Annotated in this window: 17 protein-coding genes; 6 read left to right on the forward strand and 11 right to left on the reverse strand. The window is 34.8% G+C overall.

Annotated elements, in window-relative coordinates; genetic code table 11:
* Positions 1-94: 94 nt before the first annotated feature.
* Together VEU72_09300 and VEU72_09305 are read right to left on the reverse strand one after the other, a co-directional pair.
* A complete protein-coding gene (locus VEU72_09300; GenBank protein ID HYL67326.1) occupies positions 95-997 on the reverse strand; it encodes a glycosyltransferase family 2 protein in 903 nt (300 codons plus the stop codon).
* 259 nt (positions 998-1,256) lie between these two features.
* Positions 1,257-2,312: an SIS domain-containing protein gene (locus VEU72_09305; protein HYL67327.1), complete on the reverse strand. Its 1,056-nt coding sequence runs from the start codon at positions 2,310-2,312 to the stop codon at positions 1,257-1,259.
* Positions 2,313-2,460: 148 nt separating this feature from the next.
* On the opposite strand from VEU72_09305, the gene VEU72_09310 reads away from it, so the two are divergent.
* The 3 genes from VEU72_09310 to VEU72_09320 all read left to right on the forward strand — a co-directional run bounded on the left by VEU72_09310 (position 2,461) and on the right by VEU72_09320 (position 6,419).
* A complete protein-coding gene (locus tag VEU72_09310) occupies positions 2,461-4,278 on the forward strand; it encodes a hypothetical protein (protein ID HYL67328.1) in 1,818 nt (605 codons plus the stop codon).
* A gap of 70 nt (positions 4,279-4,348) precedes the next feature.
* Positions 4,349-5,398: a tetratricopeptide repeat protein gene (locus tag VEU72_09315; GenBank protein HYL67329.1), complete on the forward strand. Its 1,050-nt coding sequence runs from the start codon at positions 4,349-4,351 to the stop codon at positions 5,396-5,398.
* 382 nt (positions 5,399-5,780) lie between these two features.
* Positions 5,781-6,419, forward strand: a complete 639-nt coding sequence (locus VEU72_09320) for a hypothetical protein (GenBank protein ID HYL67330.1) — start codon at positions 5,781-5,783, stop codon at positions 6,417-6,419.
* 185 nt (positions 6,420-6,604) lie between these two features.
* Here the strand turns inward: VEU72_09320 and VEU72_09325 are convergent, their stop codons facing one another.
* Positions 6,605-6,859, reverse strand: a complete 255-nt coding sequence (locus VEU72_09325) for a hypothetical protein (GenBank protein ID HYL67331.1) — start codon at positions 6,857-6,859, stop codon at positions 6,605-6,607.
* A gap of 282 nt (positions 6,860-7,141) precedes the next feature.
* Here VEU72_09325 and VEU72_09330 point away from each other — a divergent pair, with 282 nt between their 5' ends.
* Both VEU72_09330 and VEU72_09335 read left to right on the forward strand, forming a co-directional pair.
* Positions 7,142-7,567, forward strand: a complete 426-nt coding sequence (locus VEU72_09330) for a hypothetical protein (protein ID HYL67332.1) — start codon at positions 7,142-7,144, stop codon at positions 7,565-7,567.
* Positions 7,568-7,703: 136 nt separating this feature from the next.
* Positions 7,704-8,468, forward strand: a complete 765-nt coding sequence (locus VEU72_09335; GenBank protein HYL67333.1) for a GDP-mannose dehydrogenase — start codon at positions 7,704-7,706, stop codon at positions 8,466-8,468.
* A gap of 164 nt (positions 8,469-8,632) precedes the next feature.
* Here VEU72_09335 and VEU72_09340 read toward each other — a convergent pair whose 3' ends face one another.
* The 4 genes from VEU72_09340 to VEU72_09355 all read right to left on the reverse strand — a co-directional run bounded on the left by VEU72_09340 (position 8,633) and on the right by VEU72_09355 (position 12,212).
* Positions 8,633-9,682, reverse strand: a complete 1,050-nt coding sequence (locus VEU72_09340; protein HYL67334.1) for a hypothetical protein — start codon at positions 9,680-9,682, stop codon at positions 8,633-8,635.
* A 155-nt stretch (positions 9,683-9,837) separates the two neighbouring features.
* Complete coding sequence (locus VEU72_09345) at positions 9,838-10,101, reverse strand: hypothetical protein (GenBank protein ID HYL67335.1); 264 nt, start codon at positions 10,099-10,101, stop codon at positions 9,838-9,840.
* 1 nt (position 10,102) lies between these two features.
* Positions 10,103-11,779, reverse strand: coding sequence for a hypothetical protein (locus VEU72_09350; protein ID HYL67336.1), 1,677 nt, complete (start codon positions 11,777-11,779; stop codon positions 10,103-10,105).
* Positions 11,760-12,212: a hypothetical protein gene (locus VEU72_09355; GenBank protein HYL67337.1), complete on the reverse strand. Its 453-nt coding sequence runs from the start codon at positions 12,210-12,212 to the stop codon at positions 11,760-11,762. Before VEU72_09355 ends, VEU72_09350 begins: the two co-directional genes overlap by 20 nt.
* A gap of 395 nt (positions 12,213-12,607) precedes the next feature.
* On the opposite strand from VEU72_09355, the gene VEU72_09360 reads away from it, so the two are divergent.
* Complete coding sequence (locus tag VEU72_09360) at positions 12,608-13,042, forward strand: MG2 domain-containing protein (GenBank protein HYL67338.1); 435 nt, start codon at positions 12,608-12,610, stop codon at positions 13,040-13,042.
* A 64-nt stretch (positions 13,043-13,106) separates the two neighbouring features.
* Here VEU72_09360 and VEU72_09365 read toward each other — a convergent pair whose 3' ends face one another.
* The 4 genes from VEU72_09365 to VEU72_09380 form a co-directional block, all read right to left on the reverse strand.
* Entirely contained in the window at positions 13,107-13,379 is a 273-nt protein-coding gene (locus tag VEU72_09365; protein HYL67339.1) for a winged helix-turn-helix domain-containing protein, read from the reverse strand.
* 105 nt (positions 13,380-13,484) lie between these two features.
* Positions 13,485-13,706 (reverse strand): hypothetical protein, encoded by a 222-nt coding sequence (locus VEU72_09370; protein HYL67340.1) that lies wholly within the window; start codon positions 13,704-13,706, stop codon positions 13,485-13,487.
* 85 nt (positions 13,707-13,791) lie between these two features.
* Positions 13,792-13,998 carry a hypothetical protein gene (locus VEU72_09375; GenBank protein ID HYL67341.1) on the reverse strand — a complete coding sequence of 69 codons (207 nt, stop codon included), beginning with the start codon at positions 13,996-13,998 and terminating at the stop codon, positions 13,792-13,794.
* Between the two features lie 324 nt (positions 13,999-14,322).
* Complete coding sequence (locus VEU72_09380; protein HYL67342.1) at positions 14,323-15,249, reverse strand: hypothetical protein; 927 nt, start codon at positions 15,247-15,249, stop codon at positions 14,323-14,325.
* Between the last annotated feature and the right edge of the window lie 97 nt (positions 15,250-15,346).

Genomic DNA, 15,346 nt, shown 5'->3' on the forward strand with positions numbered 1-15,346 from the left:
TATTTTAAAATAGCAAATTTCTCAAACATGGGTAAAATTATCAATAAAGATCGGTAGTTAAGATCAGAAATTACTAATGACATAGTAATGTTAATTATGAATATCCTTTTCGCATAGCTCTGCCAATGCTAAACAAAACTACCGACATTAAAATGAGCATTACTCCTACCATAACGCATCCTATGGCAACCATCGTCATTGGGATGGAAAAATACCTAGTATGATTGAAGAGCCCTATTGTCAGAATTGAAAACGCTAATCCAAGGGACGTTAATACAATACCTGGACATCCAAGATATCTTAGAGGACGTCTGAGCGCAATCAATTCCACTAGAGAGTTTACAACCTCTCCAGTATGAGAAATGGGATTCTTAGTCGAAGTCTTTTCTCCTGTATTGTACAGAACTGTGACTTTTTCTTCTGCAATTCTTAATCCTTTTCTTGATGCATCAATGAGAATCTCTGCGTCTGCACCAAACCGCTCTGATTCAAAGCTAATAAGATCTACTGCTTTACTTGAATAAGCCCTAAATCCACTCTGTGTATCTCGGAAACGCAACTCGGATGACATGTTGGTCATCTTGTCTAAAATCTTGTTACCTACTTTTCTGTATGCTGGTATTTGATTATTTTCCTCAAATCTATAGCCTATTACTATGTCGGCCTTTCCTTCAAAGATAGGTTTAACAATTTTATCAATCTCCTGTGGCAGGAATTGACCATCGCCATCCATTGTTATTGTTACATCTGCTTTCAGATATTTTGAAATATTGAAAAGAGATTTCATTGCAGCTCCTTTGCCGCTGTTTTTTGAATGACTTATTACAGTGGCACCACCTTTCTTAGCCTCTGCCGCAGTATCGTCTATGGAACCATCATCGCAGACAATTACATCATCAGAATACTTGAGGCATTCTATTACTAAGTGACGGATAACCCTAGCCACATTATATGCGGGAATACAAACAATAATTTTTTTATCCTGTTCCCTGACCATTGTATCCGATCAAACGAGACTCTTCTATTTGAGTTTTTATCCGTATTATCTATAACACACATGGTTCGTATTATTGATTTATATGCAAAAGTCTCAAGCTCTCATCCATTTTTCTGTGTACAGTTATAATTTCACAAATTATCTTATTAGTAAAAAGACCATCACTACCACAATCATAAAACTATGTTCCCACTGTCTCTTACAGAATTAACGGCTGGATGGTGTGTAGTGTGGTAGTGATTTTATCGGCTTCGGAATTCTATAGAAATTTGGATTTGATAATCTCTATATTGTGAATATCCTGTCTGCGCTTTACAAAATCAATGGAGTGTGTAGGAGATGGGTCTACCCCTCCCATGACAGCTAAATAGATAGACGCATAGTCAAGTAGATAAATTAAATTAATTAATTTGGTTAGAATGTTTCCTGGAACAGAAACCACCTCCTTATAATCAATTCTCTTTGTTCCAAAGTATTCTTTTAGTATTTGCCATTTTTCCTTGGTTGTGATATGGTCATCTTGTCCTTCAATTAAAATTGGTTTGACATTAGTAGGTCTTTCCCAGGAAACAATTTCATTATGACATGCTTCACTTATTTCTTCTAAAAAGACTTGGCTCTTTGTATTTTCATGAAGTGAATTCTTAAATCGGATAGCAGCAGATTGCAATCCGAAAGGATAGTAAATAAGAGGAATTCCTGAAATCCAAGATGCAATATCCAGAGCGAGATTTTTATTATCTAGATTTAATGAGTTTATCTTTTTTTGTAGTTCGTCTAAAGATCTGATAGATTCTAGAACCTCCTCTTTTTTCATAGGAATAATATTCCCTAATGCTTTCAATACACCATATAGAAAGATAGGAAATGATGTCCGAGGAGAATGCATCTGTTGAAAATTTCGATGCTCGATTTTATTTTTTATGCAATATTCTTGCATCTTTCCACCCGAAGAAAAGGCAATTATTTTACAGTTCTTTTTATATGAAGAATCCAAAATCGCAAGAGTTTCCACGGTATTGCCAGAAACACTTGTTGTTACAACCAAAGTATTGGAATCTACTGTCTCTGGAAGAACAAATCCTTTGACTATACTAACATGAACATTAGTTTTCGATAATATGGAAGAAAAAATATCTCCAATAGCACCAGAACCACCCATTCCAGCAAACACTATGTGGTCTATGCCGTTAAAATCAACAACGTCTATTTTTGTTTTGTAAGATTCCAATGCCAGTTCAGGCCATATATCATAAATTTTATGCATTCCGCTGCGGTCGTATTTATTTAACGTAGATAAATCCATCAATGTCATTATGAACTAATGTTCAAGTATTATAATGATTTATCTGTAATGTTCTTTACATACGAATCATTAGGAGAGATGATAATTTTCTATGTTGGAAATATCTTTAACATGGGTCTCATGATATCAAATATTATGCAACTTTATGGCGTCAACAATGATTTCTAGTCTCAATTTGGCAAAGGTTCTTGGTCATGGAAATCCACCCGCCTTGATCATATCTTCCGTAATATTTGGAGCAACTTTATTTTTCTATATTTTTTCAGTCGGTTCTTATTTTCAAGTGGGAATAGCTCCTCTTGAAAATCGTTTTAATTATCATGAACCATTTCTTATTCACATTTTAGACAAACATGTTGATCAGCTAATTATTGTCTGTGGAACAGCTTCTTGGCTTGCTTTGTCTCTATTGAAGAAACCAAAAATTTTCATACCTATAATATATGTCGGCTCTACAGCTATAGCAGCACTTGGAGGTAATATCACTTTTGATGCTGCCATATTATTTTCATTTCCAATTATATTGTCATTTTTAATTTACAATCGCTTTGCAACTGTAAAGATTCTTAGTTACTCAACAAACTTAAATCTAAATTATCTAGCCATACTATTTACTGCTTTAGCCACTGTTAGTTTGATAGTATCAGTGATACAATTATTTTCTTTTCAATCAAACAAAATTATAGTCAAGGATTACGCCTATGATATCTTTTTGTTATTTGGTAGTTTTTCATCTCTTTTGATATTTCTTTTAATCACAGGATCTTCGGTAAAACTTTTGGTAGGAAAATCTCTAATCAAAATGTTCAAAACTGATGAGAATTCCTTTTTTTCTGATTCCAACAAAAAATCTAGAAATAAAATCCCATATTTGTTACTCATTATTCTCTTCTCAGTTGCTCTTTCACTTGTACCTCATTATCCTGCAATCAATAACAATAATCAACAGGTTGGGGCTGATAGTGCATATTATGTTATTTTTTTAAGGAATCTGATGGATTCAAAAGACCCCTCAGGATTTATTCATCAGGCCTTTGTTGGAATTAGTGGTGGAGATAGACCAATCACCTTGATCTTTTTGTATGGTCTGGCAAAGATGATACCTGGCGATCTATCGGTAACCGTTGATCATTTACCAATGATACTTGTTCCAATGCTAGTTTTGAGCATATTTCTTCTGACGCGCGAGCTTACCTCAAACGATAACATGTCACTTTTTGCTGCCTTTCTCACAGCTGTTTCAGCTCAGACATTAATCGGCATATACGCGGGATATTATGCCAATTTGTTTGCACTTGTTATAGGATATTTATCATTTGTATTTCTAATTAGATTCTTAAAAAAATCTGGTAAGCTAAACCTTGTTGCTTACATCTCACTAATGATAGCCTTGGTTTTTAGTCACATACACACATGGACTGTCCTAACAGCGGTGATGTCTGTTTTTTTGATTCTCATGTATAAATTACATCACTATGACAAAAAACGAGTAGCGCTTGTTTTTCTAGTTGTCCTACTCACAGTTGCAATCGATGTTTCAAGGACTGTCATAACTAATGTGCACGGCGCGATCTCACAAGATGTAACTCTTGCTAGCCAAGGAGCTGGTATACCACAGTTGATTCTATCCTGGAGCACTCTAAATGATACCATGCAAAATTTCGCCGGTGGACAATTTGGAAATTTTATAATTTTGATTCTAGGTTTATACTGGCTTGTTCGATCTAATCTACGAGAGCCTCCAAATATTCTCTTGGCACTTTTTCTTGCTATTGGAATTCTTCCTCTACTTTTTGGTAATGATTTAATTCAATCTAGAGTATTCTACGACATTCCTTTTCAAATACCTGCAGCAATAGCATTATTTTATTTGAGCCGGAGAATAAATCTGCTCATGGCATTACCTATTTGTATTTGGGTTGTTGCAATCTCGTTAAGAATGGTCACAAATTTTTATTTTGTATCTCCTTCGTAATATGATCCGAACTATGGTTCTTCAAGAAAGAGACGCAACCTTTTCAATCAGGAAAGGAGGTACCATATGCATGAAATTTTACGGATTCATCGTATTGCTATCTATAATGGTAATATTTTCCACCTTAAATCAAAGTGATGCGCAAGTATTTTCAAATAAATCCTATTCACACGCACCATTTCGTGAATCACTTTATGATTTTCTTGCTATGAAAGATAAAGTATCTGCAACTCTGTCAAATGGCACCTCACCTGTTGAATCCCCAGTTCTGTCAAACAACACCCTACCTCCTGATTCTCTAGATATGAAAGATAAAGTATCTGCAACCCTGTCAAATGGCACCTCACCTGTTAATTCTCCTACCATTAAATCAGCACCAGTAAACAATGCAACCACGCCAGCTCCAATATCTCAGCAATTATACAAGCAAGGAAATGCTCTTTTTGACCAAGGTAAATACCAAGACGCAATATCATACTATAACAAGACACTAGGCATAGACCCTGCTAACATAAACGCGCTCTACAACACTGCTCTTGCACTTGATAGACTGAACAATACCAATGATGCAATCTCATATTATGACAAGGTTCTTGCTATTACTCCAAATGACACAGATTCATTAAACAACAAAGGTGTTGATCTTGCAAATTTGGGAAAATACGACGAAGCAATCTCATCTTATGACAAGGTTCTTGCTATTAATCCAAGTGACACAGATGCATTATATAACATTGGCATAGCATATGACAATCTAGGCAAGCATGATAAAGCAATCTTATATTATGATAATGTTCTTGCCATTGATCCTACAAACGTTGATGCATTAAACAAAATGAATCTTACATACAACAATGCAAATAAAACAACATTAAGTGTAGTGCAAAAATTAGATAAAACATCACTTTACATTGTTGTCGGTCTTGGAATTGTACTTGCTGTTACTATAATTATAATTAATCTGATAGCAAAAAGATCCAAGTCAGAACAAAAAGTTTCAGAAACCAGTCCTACAATAAAAGAAGAAGAGGAAAGCACAAGAACAAAAATTCAAGATGAAGATAAAAGTGCAGACATTAAAATTCAAAAGGATGATGACAATGATTGGAGTGGGATTTGATTTGTTGACCGATAAAAAATAGCAATCCTGCAAGGTTTGTAGAAATTAAAATATTTGAAGAACTATACCAAAAATAAAATTAATTATTTCATATACAAGTGTAGACTGGTAGAAAAAAATTCAAAACAAAATATGAAACTAGTCAAGCACGAAAAATTTATCATAATTTTATTTTAACTTGACTACACATTACAAAAAAATTAAAAAATTACAAAAAGTTTTCAAGTGATATGAATTAATTTCTTATACGTGTAATTGATTATTATTTTTTCAAAAATGATATAAAATTTAAATACAGAGCAATTTCCAAAGTTGGAAATTCCCCCTGTTTGTTTTTTTTGTGACATAATGCTTTAATATAGCATATTCGATCGATCGGTAGTTGTCTAATAGTAATGTAGGAGAAGCAAGGAAATTGTATATCGGTTTAGCTGCAATGACGATAGTAATACTGCTAGGCTCTGCATTACTTGTACCAACTGCAGCATATGCAACAAGTCAAGACAAAGACAAGGATAGAAAAGACAAGGACGATAAAGATAAAGACAAAGATAACAAAGGCACAGATTGTAATAGTAAAAAATATGACAAGCAATGCGATGACATTGCAGCAGACAGGAAAGATGTTGCAAAGGACGAAGCTGCAATAGACAAGGCAACTAAAGATCTTGCAAACGACATTGCAGGTGACAGTAAAAATATTGAAAAGGACCAGGCAGCAATAGATAGGGCCACAAAAGATCTTGCAAAGGATCAAGCAGCACTAGACAAGGCAACAGCTGATTTGGCAAAAGACAAGAACAAGAAAGACATTGCAAAAGACAAGGAAGCAATAGCTGATGCCACAAAGAATATTGCAGAAGACAAGCAAGACCTTGCACAAGCTATCGCTGATTTAGCAAAAGACAAGGCAAAGAACGCTAAAGACATTGCAGATGACAAGGCAGCACTAGCCAAAGCAAATGCCGATTTGGCAAAAGACTCGGCTGACTTGGCTGCAGACTTGGCAAGCATAAAGTAGAAAACAATTCTATTTTTTTAAATTCATAATTATTTCTTTATGATTTTATTTTGAATCTGTAGTATGCTTTGATCAGATTCTGTTCAAACTGTGTGACATAATTTTATTTTTTTGTCGGAATATGATTTTAAGTTCTATATGATCTGCAGTTGATCTTGTGTAAAAAATCAATTGAGGACTGTTCACTATGGTGCCGTTATGATATCATGTGATCTATAGGTCTCTGATACGATATCTTCAAGCTCTCTCGAGTATCCTGTTATGGAATCACAAAAGTCTCTAACTCTACTAAATAAATGCTCAAAGTTGTCAGATAAAAGATTCACTTTAATTTCTGAGGAGTGATGAGATGCAAAAATCTTTTTGTGCTGTTTCAGAGTCTCAAATAAAAGATGAATCTTTAATTCCAGATCCTTGTTGTCTAGTACGGTTTCAGACATGGTATAACTACGGATTCTTGTGATATAGATTGGTGTATGTATTTAATTTGTAATTACTCTACGTGCATCTTGAATCAAACCTGAAGGATTTTTACCCATAATAAAACAACCAAAATCACATGCTGAAACACACTAAACCATTATGTAATATAAAAAAAAGACGCGTTAATCTCCATTTTTACATATGATTTGAGATGATTCTCATTCCCAAAAGTGGAAGTGGTATGTAGTATATCATTACAATATGAGACTTTAGTACCCCTTGTTATATTTGAGATCAACTTGAATAAAGAGACTGCCAATAAAACAAAAAAGACGTCAATCTCATTTGCTACTCTTACAGTAGTATTGCTTTTGAGTGCGGTCCTTGTTGTCCCATCACTTGCTTATGCAGATAGTGACCATGGAAAAACAAATTCCAGAGACAATGACAAGTCACATGAAAAAGATAGAAAAGACAAAGACGATAACAATAACAAAGGCACGGACTGTAATAGTGAAAAGTATGACAAGCAATGCGATGACATTGCTCAAGACAAGAGAGATGTTGCACATGACCAAAAAGAAGTAGACAAGATAACAGCAGACCTTGCAAAAGATATACTTCATCATGAAAAAACTACATCTGATCTGAAAGCATTGGCAAAAGCAACCGCTGATCTTGCAAAAGACTCGGCTGACTTGGCTGACGACCTAAAAAGTGTATAGAGAATAAACCTATTTTCTTTTTAGGCTCACAAATATTTTTTCAATTATCTTCAACTGAAAATCATCAACATCGATAGAATTTTTTTACAACTAAAAACTGTTAGTTAATTTAGGGGATAATCCTAGTGGAATTGATTTGCAAAGTAAAGATGTTGTAGCAGGATTAGGAGAAATAGGAATGCCAATCATGAAGTTAATTTCAAAAAGCATTCCAACAATTGGGTATGATAAAAATGAAAAACTAGTTGACAGCAAGAAACATGAAAAATTTGTAAATCTCAAGACACGTCTTTTGCACATTTGTATTCCATTTTCAGATAAATTTCCACAAGATGTTGTCAATTTATCAAAAAGATTCTCACCTGAAGGTATAGTCATTCATAGTACAATTAGCCCTGGTACCACAAAAAAAATTCAATCACTACTATCTATTCCTGTAATGTACAGTGCAACTAGGGGAGTGCATAAGAGAATGTTAAATGATCTAAGGCGTTATACCAAGTTTTATGCAATAGAGGAAGATGCACCAAGGCGAAGCTGGGCAATCACTTCATATGAAGAACTAATGAAAAAGTCTAAAGTTAAAACAAAAAGAATGTCAAAACCAATATCACTAGAGCTTGCAAAGATTGTAGTTGATACTTCATACTATGGGTGGCTAATCAATTATGCACAACTCAGCAAGATGATTGCAATCAAGAACCAGGTAGATTATGATGAAATGTGGTCTTTTGCAGATGAAATTCATAAATTCCTAGGAAACAGGCCAAAGATGTTTCCTGGATTTATTGGAGGCCATTGCGTTATTCCAAATCTTGATCTAATCCAAGATGATACCTTAAATCTCATAAAAGAGATAAATTTAGATTATTCCAAAATACTCAAAAAACGTCAAAAATAGAAAAAATATCTAAAATCTCACACAAAAGGGTGCAGGTACCTAAATACGATAAAAAGTTTAACGCCCTTTATTACACTAAACAGACAGGAGCCTTTCTTCTCAATTTGGCTGACGACCTCAAAAGTGTCTAGAGGGCCAATCCTTTTTTTATTTTAAAAATTAACCTAAACACGCTTGAAGTTTGGCATCATCTTTTGTCTTATGGATAGGTAAACCACTGCTACTGCAACAAAAATAATTATCATACTATACGAAAATGGAAATTCTGGAATTGATGTACATGTATTGATTGGAGCTGTACCTTGAATGGTATTTCCCGTGATACTGGAACCACAACCTTCGTTAATTGTGCCAGAGTTGGAGATGACTCCTAGGTTGTTATTGATGATGCCAGAGTTGGTGATGATACCAGAATTGTTGATGGTGCCACCTGGATTATTATCAATAATTACTCCGGCGTGGTTGATGATGGTGCCAGCATTTTCTATAGTACCAAAGTTGTAGAAGGTGCCGGGGTTGTAGATTGTGCCAGAGTTGTTGATGGTACCGGAGGCGATGTTATAGATGATATGGTTGTTATTTATGGTACCAGAGTTAGTCATGGTACCGCCATTGGTTATTGTGCCGCCGTTGTTGAAGCTACCAGAGTTTGTAAAGATACCCGAGTTGGTGATAGTGCCACCTGGATTATGAAATATGGTACCAAGGTTGGAGATGGTGCCAGTGTTTGTGATGGCGCCAGAATTGGCGATGTGAGCAAAGTGAGAGTTGGTTATGGTACCAGAGTTGTATATGGGACCGCTGTTATTGATGGCACCTGAATTGGTGATGGTGCCACTATTAGTAATGCTTGCACTGGTGGTGACGCTGGCTGAACCAGCAAGGTTTTGAATGTTGCCAGAGTTTGACAGGGTACCACCAGAGTTGATGGTGATTGTACCTCCATTAGTTGTAAGGGTACTTCCAAGTTCAATGGCAAGCGAGTCTCCGTTATTTAGCGTCAGAGAAATGTTTGTAACTGTACATATGTGTCCAATTGAGTCCCAGCTTGGACTACCGGAAGGTAGAGACAGACATGATGCTTGGTCCTTAATGTCATAGCTTACAGCAAAAGCATCATGATTAGAAAATCCAATTAGAGCAATTGTTGTAATTACAAAAATAGCCACAATACCAGACGATGAATCCTTTAATCCTAAACCCAAATCTGCCATTTCATTGATCTTAAGAATATAAAAAATGATCTTACTTTTTGGAAATAAGTAGAATAAACCTTCAAAATTCTAAACACAATACTGTGAATCCTGTAAGGCTCACAACAAAACTTTTCAAATTTATTTTAAGAATTATTTTTTCTAAAATCGTAGGATTACCTCCAGCGTTTGATCTTTTTAAAGTCAAAGCTTATCGTACTGTCATGGTTTGGTGAGGACTCTTCTAACTTGTCTATCTTTTTTTGTCTCTCTTTTGAAATTTTGTCCTCTTTTTGCTTTTCTTGTCTAGCAAAGATTTTTTTTACAGTTGACCATTTTTCTTTTTTCTTGTCACATTTAAAACATCGCCAGGTGGTGTGATCATTTTCAGTCCCACAGTGGGGACACTTCCATATTGAAAATTCATCAGGTATTGTCATATCAAAATGACTTCCACCAAATCTCTGACGACTTTTTATGTATCATCTGTCCAATCCAGTTATAGTTAAATGCATGAACTGCATCATCAGGCCTTGAAGTGTCATGGACATATCTCATATATTCCTGGCCTGTTAAGCTCAATTTTATCATCTCACCTTCTACTGCCTCAAAGTGATCTATTATCCAGGACACTTTATCAAAATCAGCAGCAGGAATTATGAATTTAGGAAATGCATAATTTCCATACACATATGGATGGTCTATCATGTCTTTTAGTCTGTCAATTGAATATGTCCTGTCAATGATGTATCTGTTCTCTCGGTCTAGTCTTTCAGTCTCACTATCTTTTGGTAATGGCATGGCAGGCCTTGCAATGTATGCTATTTTTGTACATCTATTAGCAAACGTTGTCTCTACTTTTTGAGCTTGCCTTGAACCACCGCCAGCATCTATTGTAATGTGATCAGCTTCGTATGCATTACATAAATCAATGAATCTGTCTGCCTGTTTTTCCACATCTGGCTCGTCCATCTTTTCTATATGCAAGACCTTGAAGATAGGAGCTTCAGGAACCACACACTGGGTTATCAGAGGTATGGTAAATGAAACATTTCCTCCACCCCAATCTGCAGATGCATATACTTTACCATCTTCATGATCAACATCTTCTGGTCTTGTAAATGATGAATCCTTGTCAAACAATTTCATCATTGATTCCTTTGAGAATGGTCTACTCTGTCCTTTTACAAAATTAGCCAGTACATGTTTTTGAAACCATGTAGAGGTATAGTTTTCCCTTTTCCATTCTATGCTATGCTCCTCTGATATGTGGTATTTTTCACAATCCTTTTTTAATAATGGTATGTTTGGAAACATTTCCTGTGTTAGCTTGTAGCCATGGCGCTGCAAATTCTGGGGAGCTTTTGCAATCCAGGTGCCATCAAGCAAATCCACTAGATAGTCCCCCCAGACTAGACCTTGTTTATCAAATTCTAAATGATTCCTCCAGTCTTTTCTTTTGAAATGATACTCCATCTGATTGGTAGATAGCCAGAACTTGTGGTGCAAACTTCCTACTTCCCCGCCAATTCCCATAAATACGGTCCTCCCCTGCGTCCATGCTTGCGATTCTCTTGCCTTTTCATATGCCCCCAAGTCAAGGTTCTGCACCTCATCAAAGACTAGCAGATCAGCTGATTTTCCTTCAATGTGGTGCATCTGGTTGGCATCTGTTACAAGCGATGTAGAGGATTCAGTCCGAAATTCCACTCGTGATACTGCACCCTTGGAATTTTCCCCGCCTTTGATGGTATCAAATATTTCCGGGTTGTCAGGGTGAAGTATAGAGCCCCTGTATTTGTCACTAGAAAATGATCTTAGAGACTCGTCTTCAAATGTGACATAGACTCCTTTCTTGCGCAGTTGTGTGCCATAGTAAGCTAGTAGACCTCCACCAAATGTTGTCTTGCCTAATTGTCTTGCTATACAATACATTTGCCACGGGGATTCGTCACGATAAGGCGTGTGCCACATTGGTAGATATTTTAGAACATTGGCATGACCTTCTATTTTTTTTCTAAATTTTAAATTCCACTCTAGATATGGAATCTCAAACTTTGAAAAATCAGAGAGTTGCATTTCTGACTTTGCAAGAGCTCTACGTAGGTTCTTTCTCATTGCCATTTTCCTTTTTTTCCAGATCTAGTAGAGAGGCAATTACAGGACCAGAATCATGTAGATCATTAATGTCCTTTATGGTCTTTTTTATCTCTGAAATTATCTTTAATTCCTCAGAAGGGTTTTTACAATTCTTACGCATCTCAAATAATCTTTCAAGTATAGTTTCTAGTGTATCCAAAGTAATAACCGTATTTGATAAAAATTTCTGTTTTATGATATGGTCTAATCTTTGTTTGTTTAGTCCAAGTTTGCTTTTGATTCTGCGAAATGTTCTATCAGTCATATCGTATCCTCTTTTTGATAATTCCTCTAGTGATTCTTTTTCAGAGAAATTAAAAGATACAAAATATCTTACTGCTTTAAGTACATCCGGATTCCTTATGTACCAGCTTTGTTTTTTTCTTTGTTGAGTTTCAATGACTGATGTCATGATCAAGATTTGGTTTTATGATACTAAAGCATTATTATTCTCTATAGAGAATTGAAAATCTCTATAGAGAATCAAAATGTTAATCTACTTGTTTGACGTAAAACTACGACTCGAAAGAAAAAATCAATTGCAAAAGAATTGGCAGGACAGTTTTTACGAATAAAAATTGTCCTCATCTGGACTGTTTAATGTTTTTAATATTTTTTTGAAAAATCATTTGTAGAATAAAATACAAAATAAATTTTATCATGGAATAAAATCCTAAAAATTAAAACGCAAAAATTAATTTCAATTTTTTAAAAATTAATCAAAACACGTTTACAGTATACTAGAAAACAATTAGATTCAGAGTGTAGCAGTATTACATTTATTCTAGATTAGCATTATAGATATTGATGAAACTAGACCTTTTAATCATCACAGGTATAGTAATCATGTTTGCAATATCATTACCTGCTGCATATTCTGAAATGCATGCATCTCAAAATAAAATCACTCTAGTGGTAAAATATTCTGATCATACCAGAATTGGATACTCTTTTTTCATAAATGCCAAAGTTTTCTATACAAATCAAAACCCTGGAGCAAAGTTTGACCAATACTATGGTTTTATTTCTAATGCCAAAATAACAGCCAAGATTTTAGATCCTAATGGGGTGCAAGTAAAGTCATTTTCAGGACTGACAGATAATCATGGCTATTATTATCAAACCTTTAGAATTGCTGACAACACTCGTCTAGGTAAATATTCTGTTGTTGTATATGCACAATCAGGAGATTCCACAGACAGTAAAAAGCTAGTACTGTTCATACAGCACAAACCATACTAAATAAAAAAACCAATTAACAATTGGTTAAGATGACTGATTTTTTTCTTGTCAGTGTCTAGGATTTCTACAACATGTTGTAGTTCTTTGAGCTGGCAACAACTGTCATTTCAGTTAGTTCATTTGTCAGATTCAAGAATTTCAATCCCTTTTCAGTTGGCCTGTAAACTTGGGTACCTTCTTCATATGCCAGCAGGTCGTTTTGCTGTAAATATTTCAGGTATTCTATAACCTGTGCATACGATAGATATGCCTTGTACATTATCTTTGTTTTTGAAGCCCCTGTTCTTGCCGAGTCTAAGATCATTGCAGTGATATCTGATCTACTTCTATATTTCATTAGATTGATCTATCGCATCCGCATATAAAAATAATCGGGTGGAATGTTATGGAATAATGTTCTGTTTTGTGGCTGGCTGTTCTCTCATGATATGAAAAACCAGGATCACTCTACACCTAATATCCTTCCAGTCTTTGCATCTATTCTGACTTTACGAAGCACAGGTGGCATGCCAGTTGACACTGTCACTATCCATGTTCTGCCTTTAGACTCTGCCTTTCTTACCATTACATTAGATTGTTGTTGTCCAAAAAATTTTTCCGCTAGTTGTTCTACTGCATCTTTGTTGATACTAAATACACCATTGATATTATCAGCACTTGTCAAGATATGCTTTGTGTCATATTCGTATAGAAGATCAATTCGTATCAGAGTATGCTAGTCTTAATATTATTTCTGTCAGTCTTGCATGTTACTCACAACTAATAATCCTGCCAGTCTTAGATTCGATTGAAAGTGTTCTATGTGACTGTTGATTAAATGAGCTTACAAATACTTTGACAACCCAAATCTCATTTTTTAGGGTCTTGTCCATGATCTCAATAGAGGAGTAGCTTTGTCTGAAGAATTTTGTTGCAATGTCACTAACTTTGTCAGCATCAATACTCTCTGAAAGCATACCTTACCCATTTGTTATAGAAGATTGTACTATATACGGAATGTGGAAGGTCCCTTCATCTTTTGAGGCTAGATAAAGGTCTGATTATATCATATTAAAATAAATTCCAACCTCAGATCACACGTCAAAATCCACTGAAAAGATCAAGACAAGATCGCAACAACACTCGGTTAATTTTTTAGGTAACATTGTTCAGTATTATTGTTGCGCTATCTTTTTTAATTACAAAACTTTGCCTAGTATAGTTAATCAGATTATATGAGAACCCCAAACCCCTCATATGATCTGTTTAACGTGTCTTTCTTACCATAATGTGAAAAGCAATCATCCTTTGATCGCAGTCAATAATTCACTATCATAGTACATTCTAAACGCAGGATAGCAGTTTAGCATCTTGCCATTATCGATTTTATAAAATGACCAGTTATCGCACTGGTTATCATACTCAAATTGAGTGTTGTCAAATTTCCAGTCAAACCCATTTCGTATATTATTATCAGGATAGCCATGACCCCGAACTAGAGTGATTGTATTTTTTGTATAGTCGGATTTTACTTTGGCATAAAGTGCATTAGGAAAAAGATAGACTACATCAGGGTGTGAGGTAATGGCATCAAATTCTCTTTGTGTGACATATTCACTGTGTAGTAGTATGACTCTGTCGAATTTTTTTAAAATGCCAGGATTTTTGTCAATATCAATATCAGTGATATGCGAATAGTTTAGAATTGATAGTATGGCTGTAGCCCTTATACTAGATGTGTATTTGCCATGCTCTTCTTGTGGAATTTTTACAGTAAGACATTTTGAATCACACAATTTGTTATAGTAATAATAAAATCCATTTTCATCATATGCAGCTTGGGTAAAAATGGGATAAACAAATACAATGTTTTTTGTTGTATTAAATAATCCAATTTTTTCGTATGTATCATAATTTATTGGATTAGGTGAGATCATGGAATGGTCTATTGTGTAATTCTCATTTACAAAATACGTGTGTGAGAAAAGAAGCTTGTCTGCTGGAATGGTTATGGTTCTGGTTTGATTACCGTTAATTGAACCTGTGACATAGATTGTATTATTTACAATGTCAATATTTGCATCATCATAAATGATTGTGCTTTGATTATAAGGTGATGGTCTTTTGATTACCACATCAGAATTGGTATAATTTGGAATATACTGGACCATAATAATAGCTGCAATCATGCTAAATATGATACCAATAATGGAAGATCTTTTTTTCATAATTATATAAAAAAAATTATTAATGATAATTGTTCTAGTTCAACTTTGTAGACATGAACAGATTAAATTATAGATCAATCTCTAAAATGATATCTGA

It is taken from the genome of Nitrosopumilaceae archaeon, from assembly GCA_035631875.1.
Lineage (GTDB): Archaea > Thermoproteota > Nitrososphaeria > Nitrososphaerales > Nitrosopumilaceae > TA-20.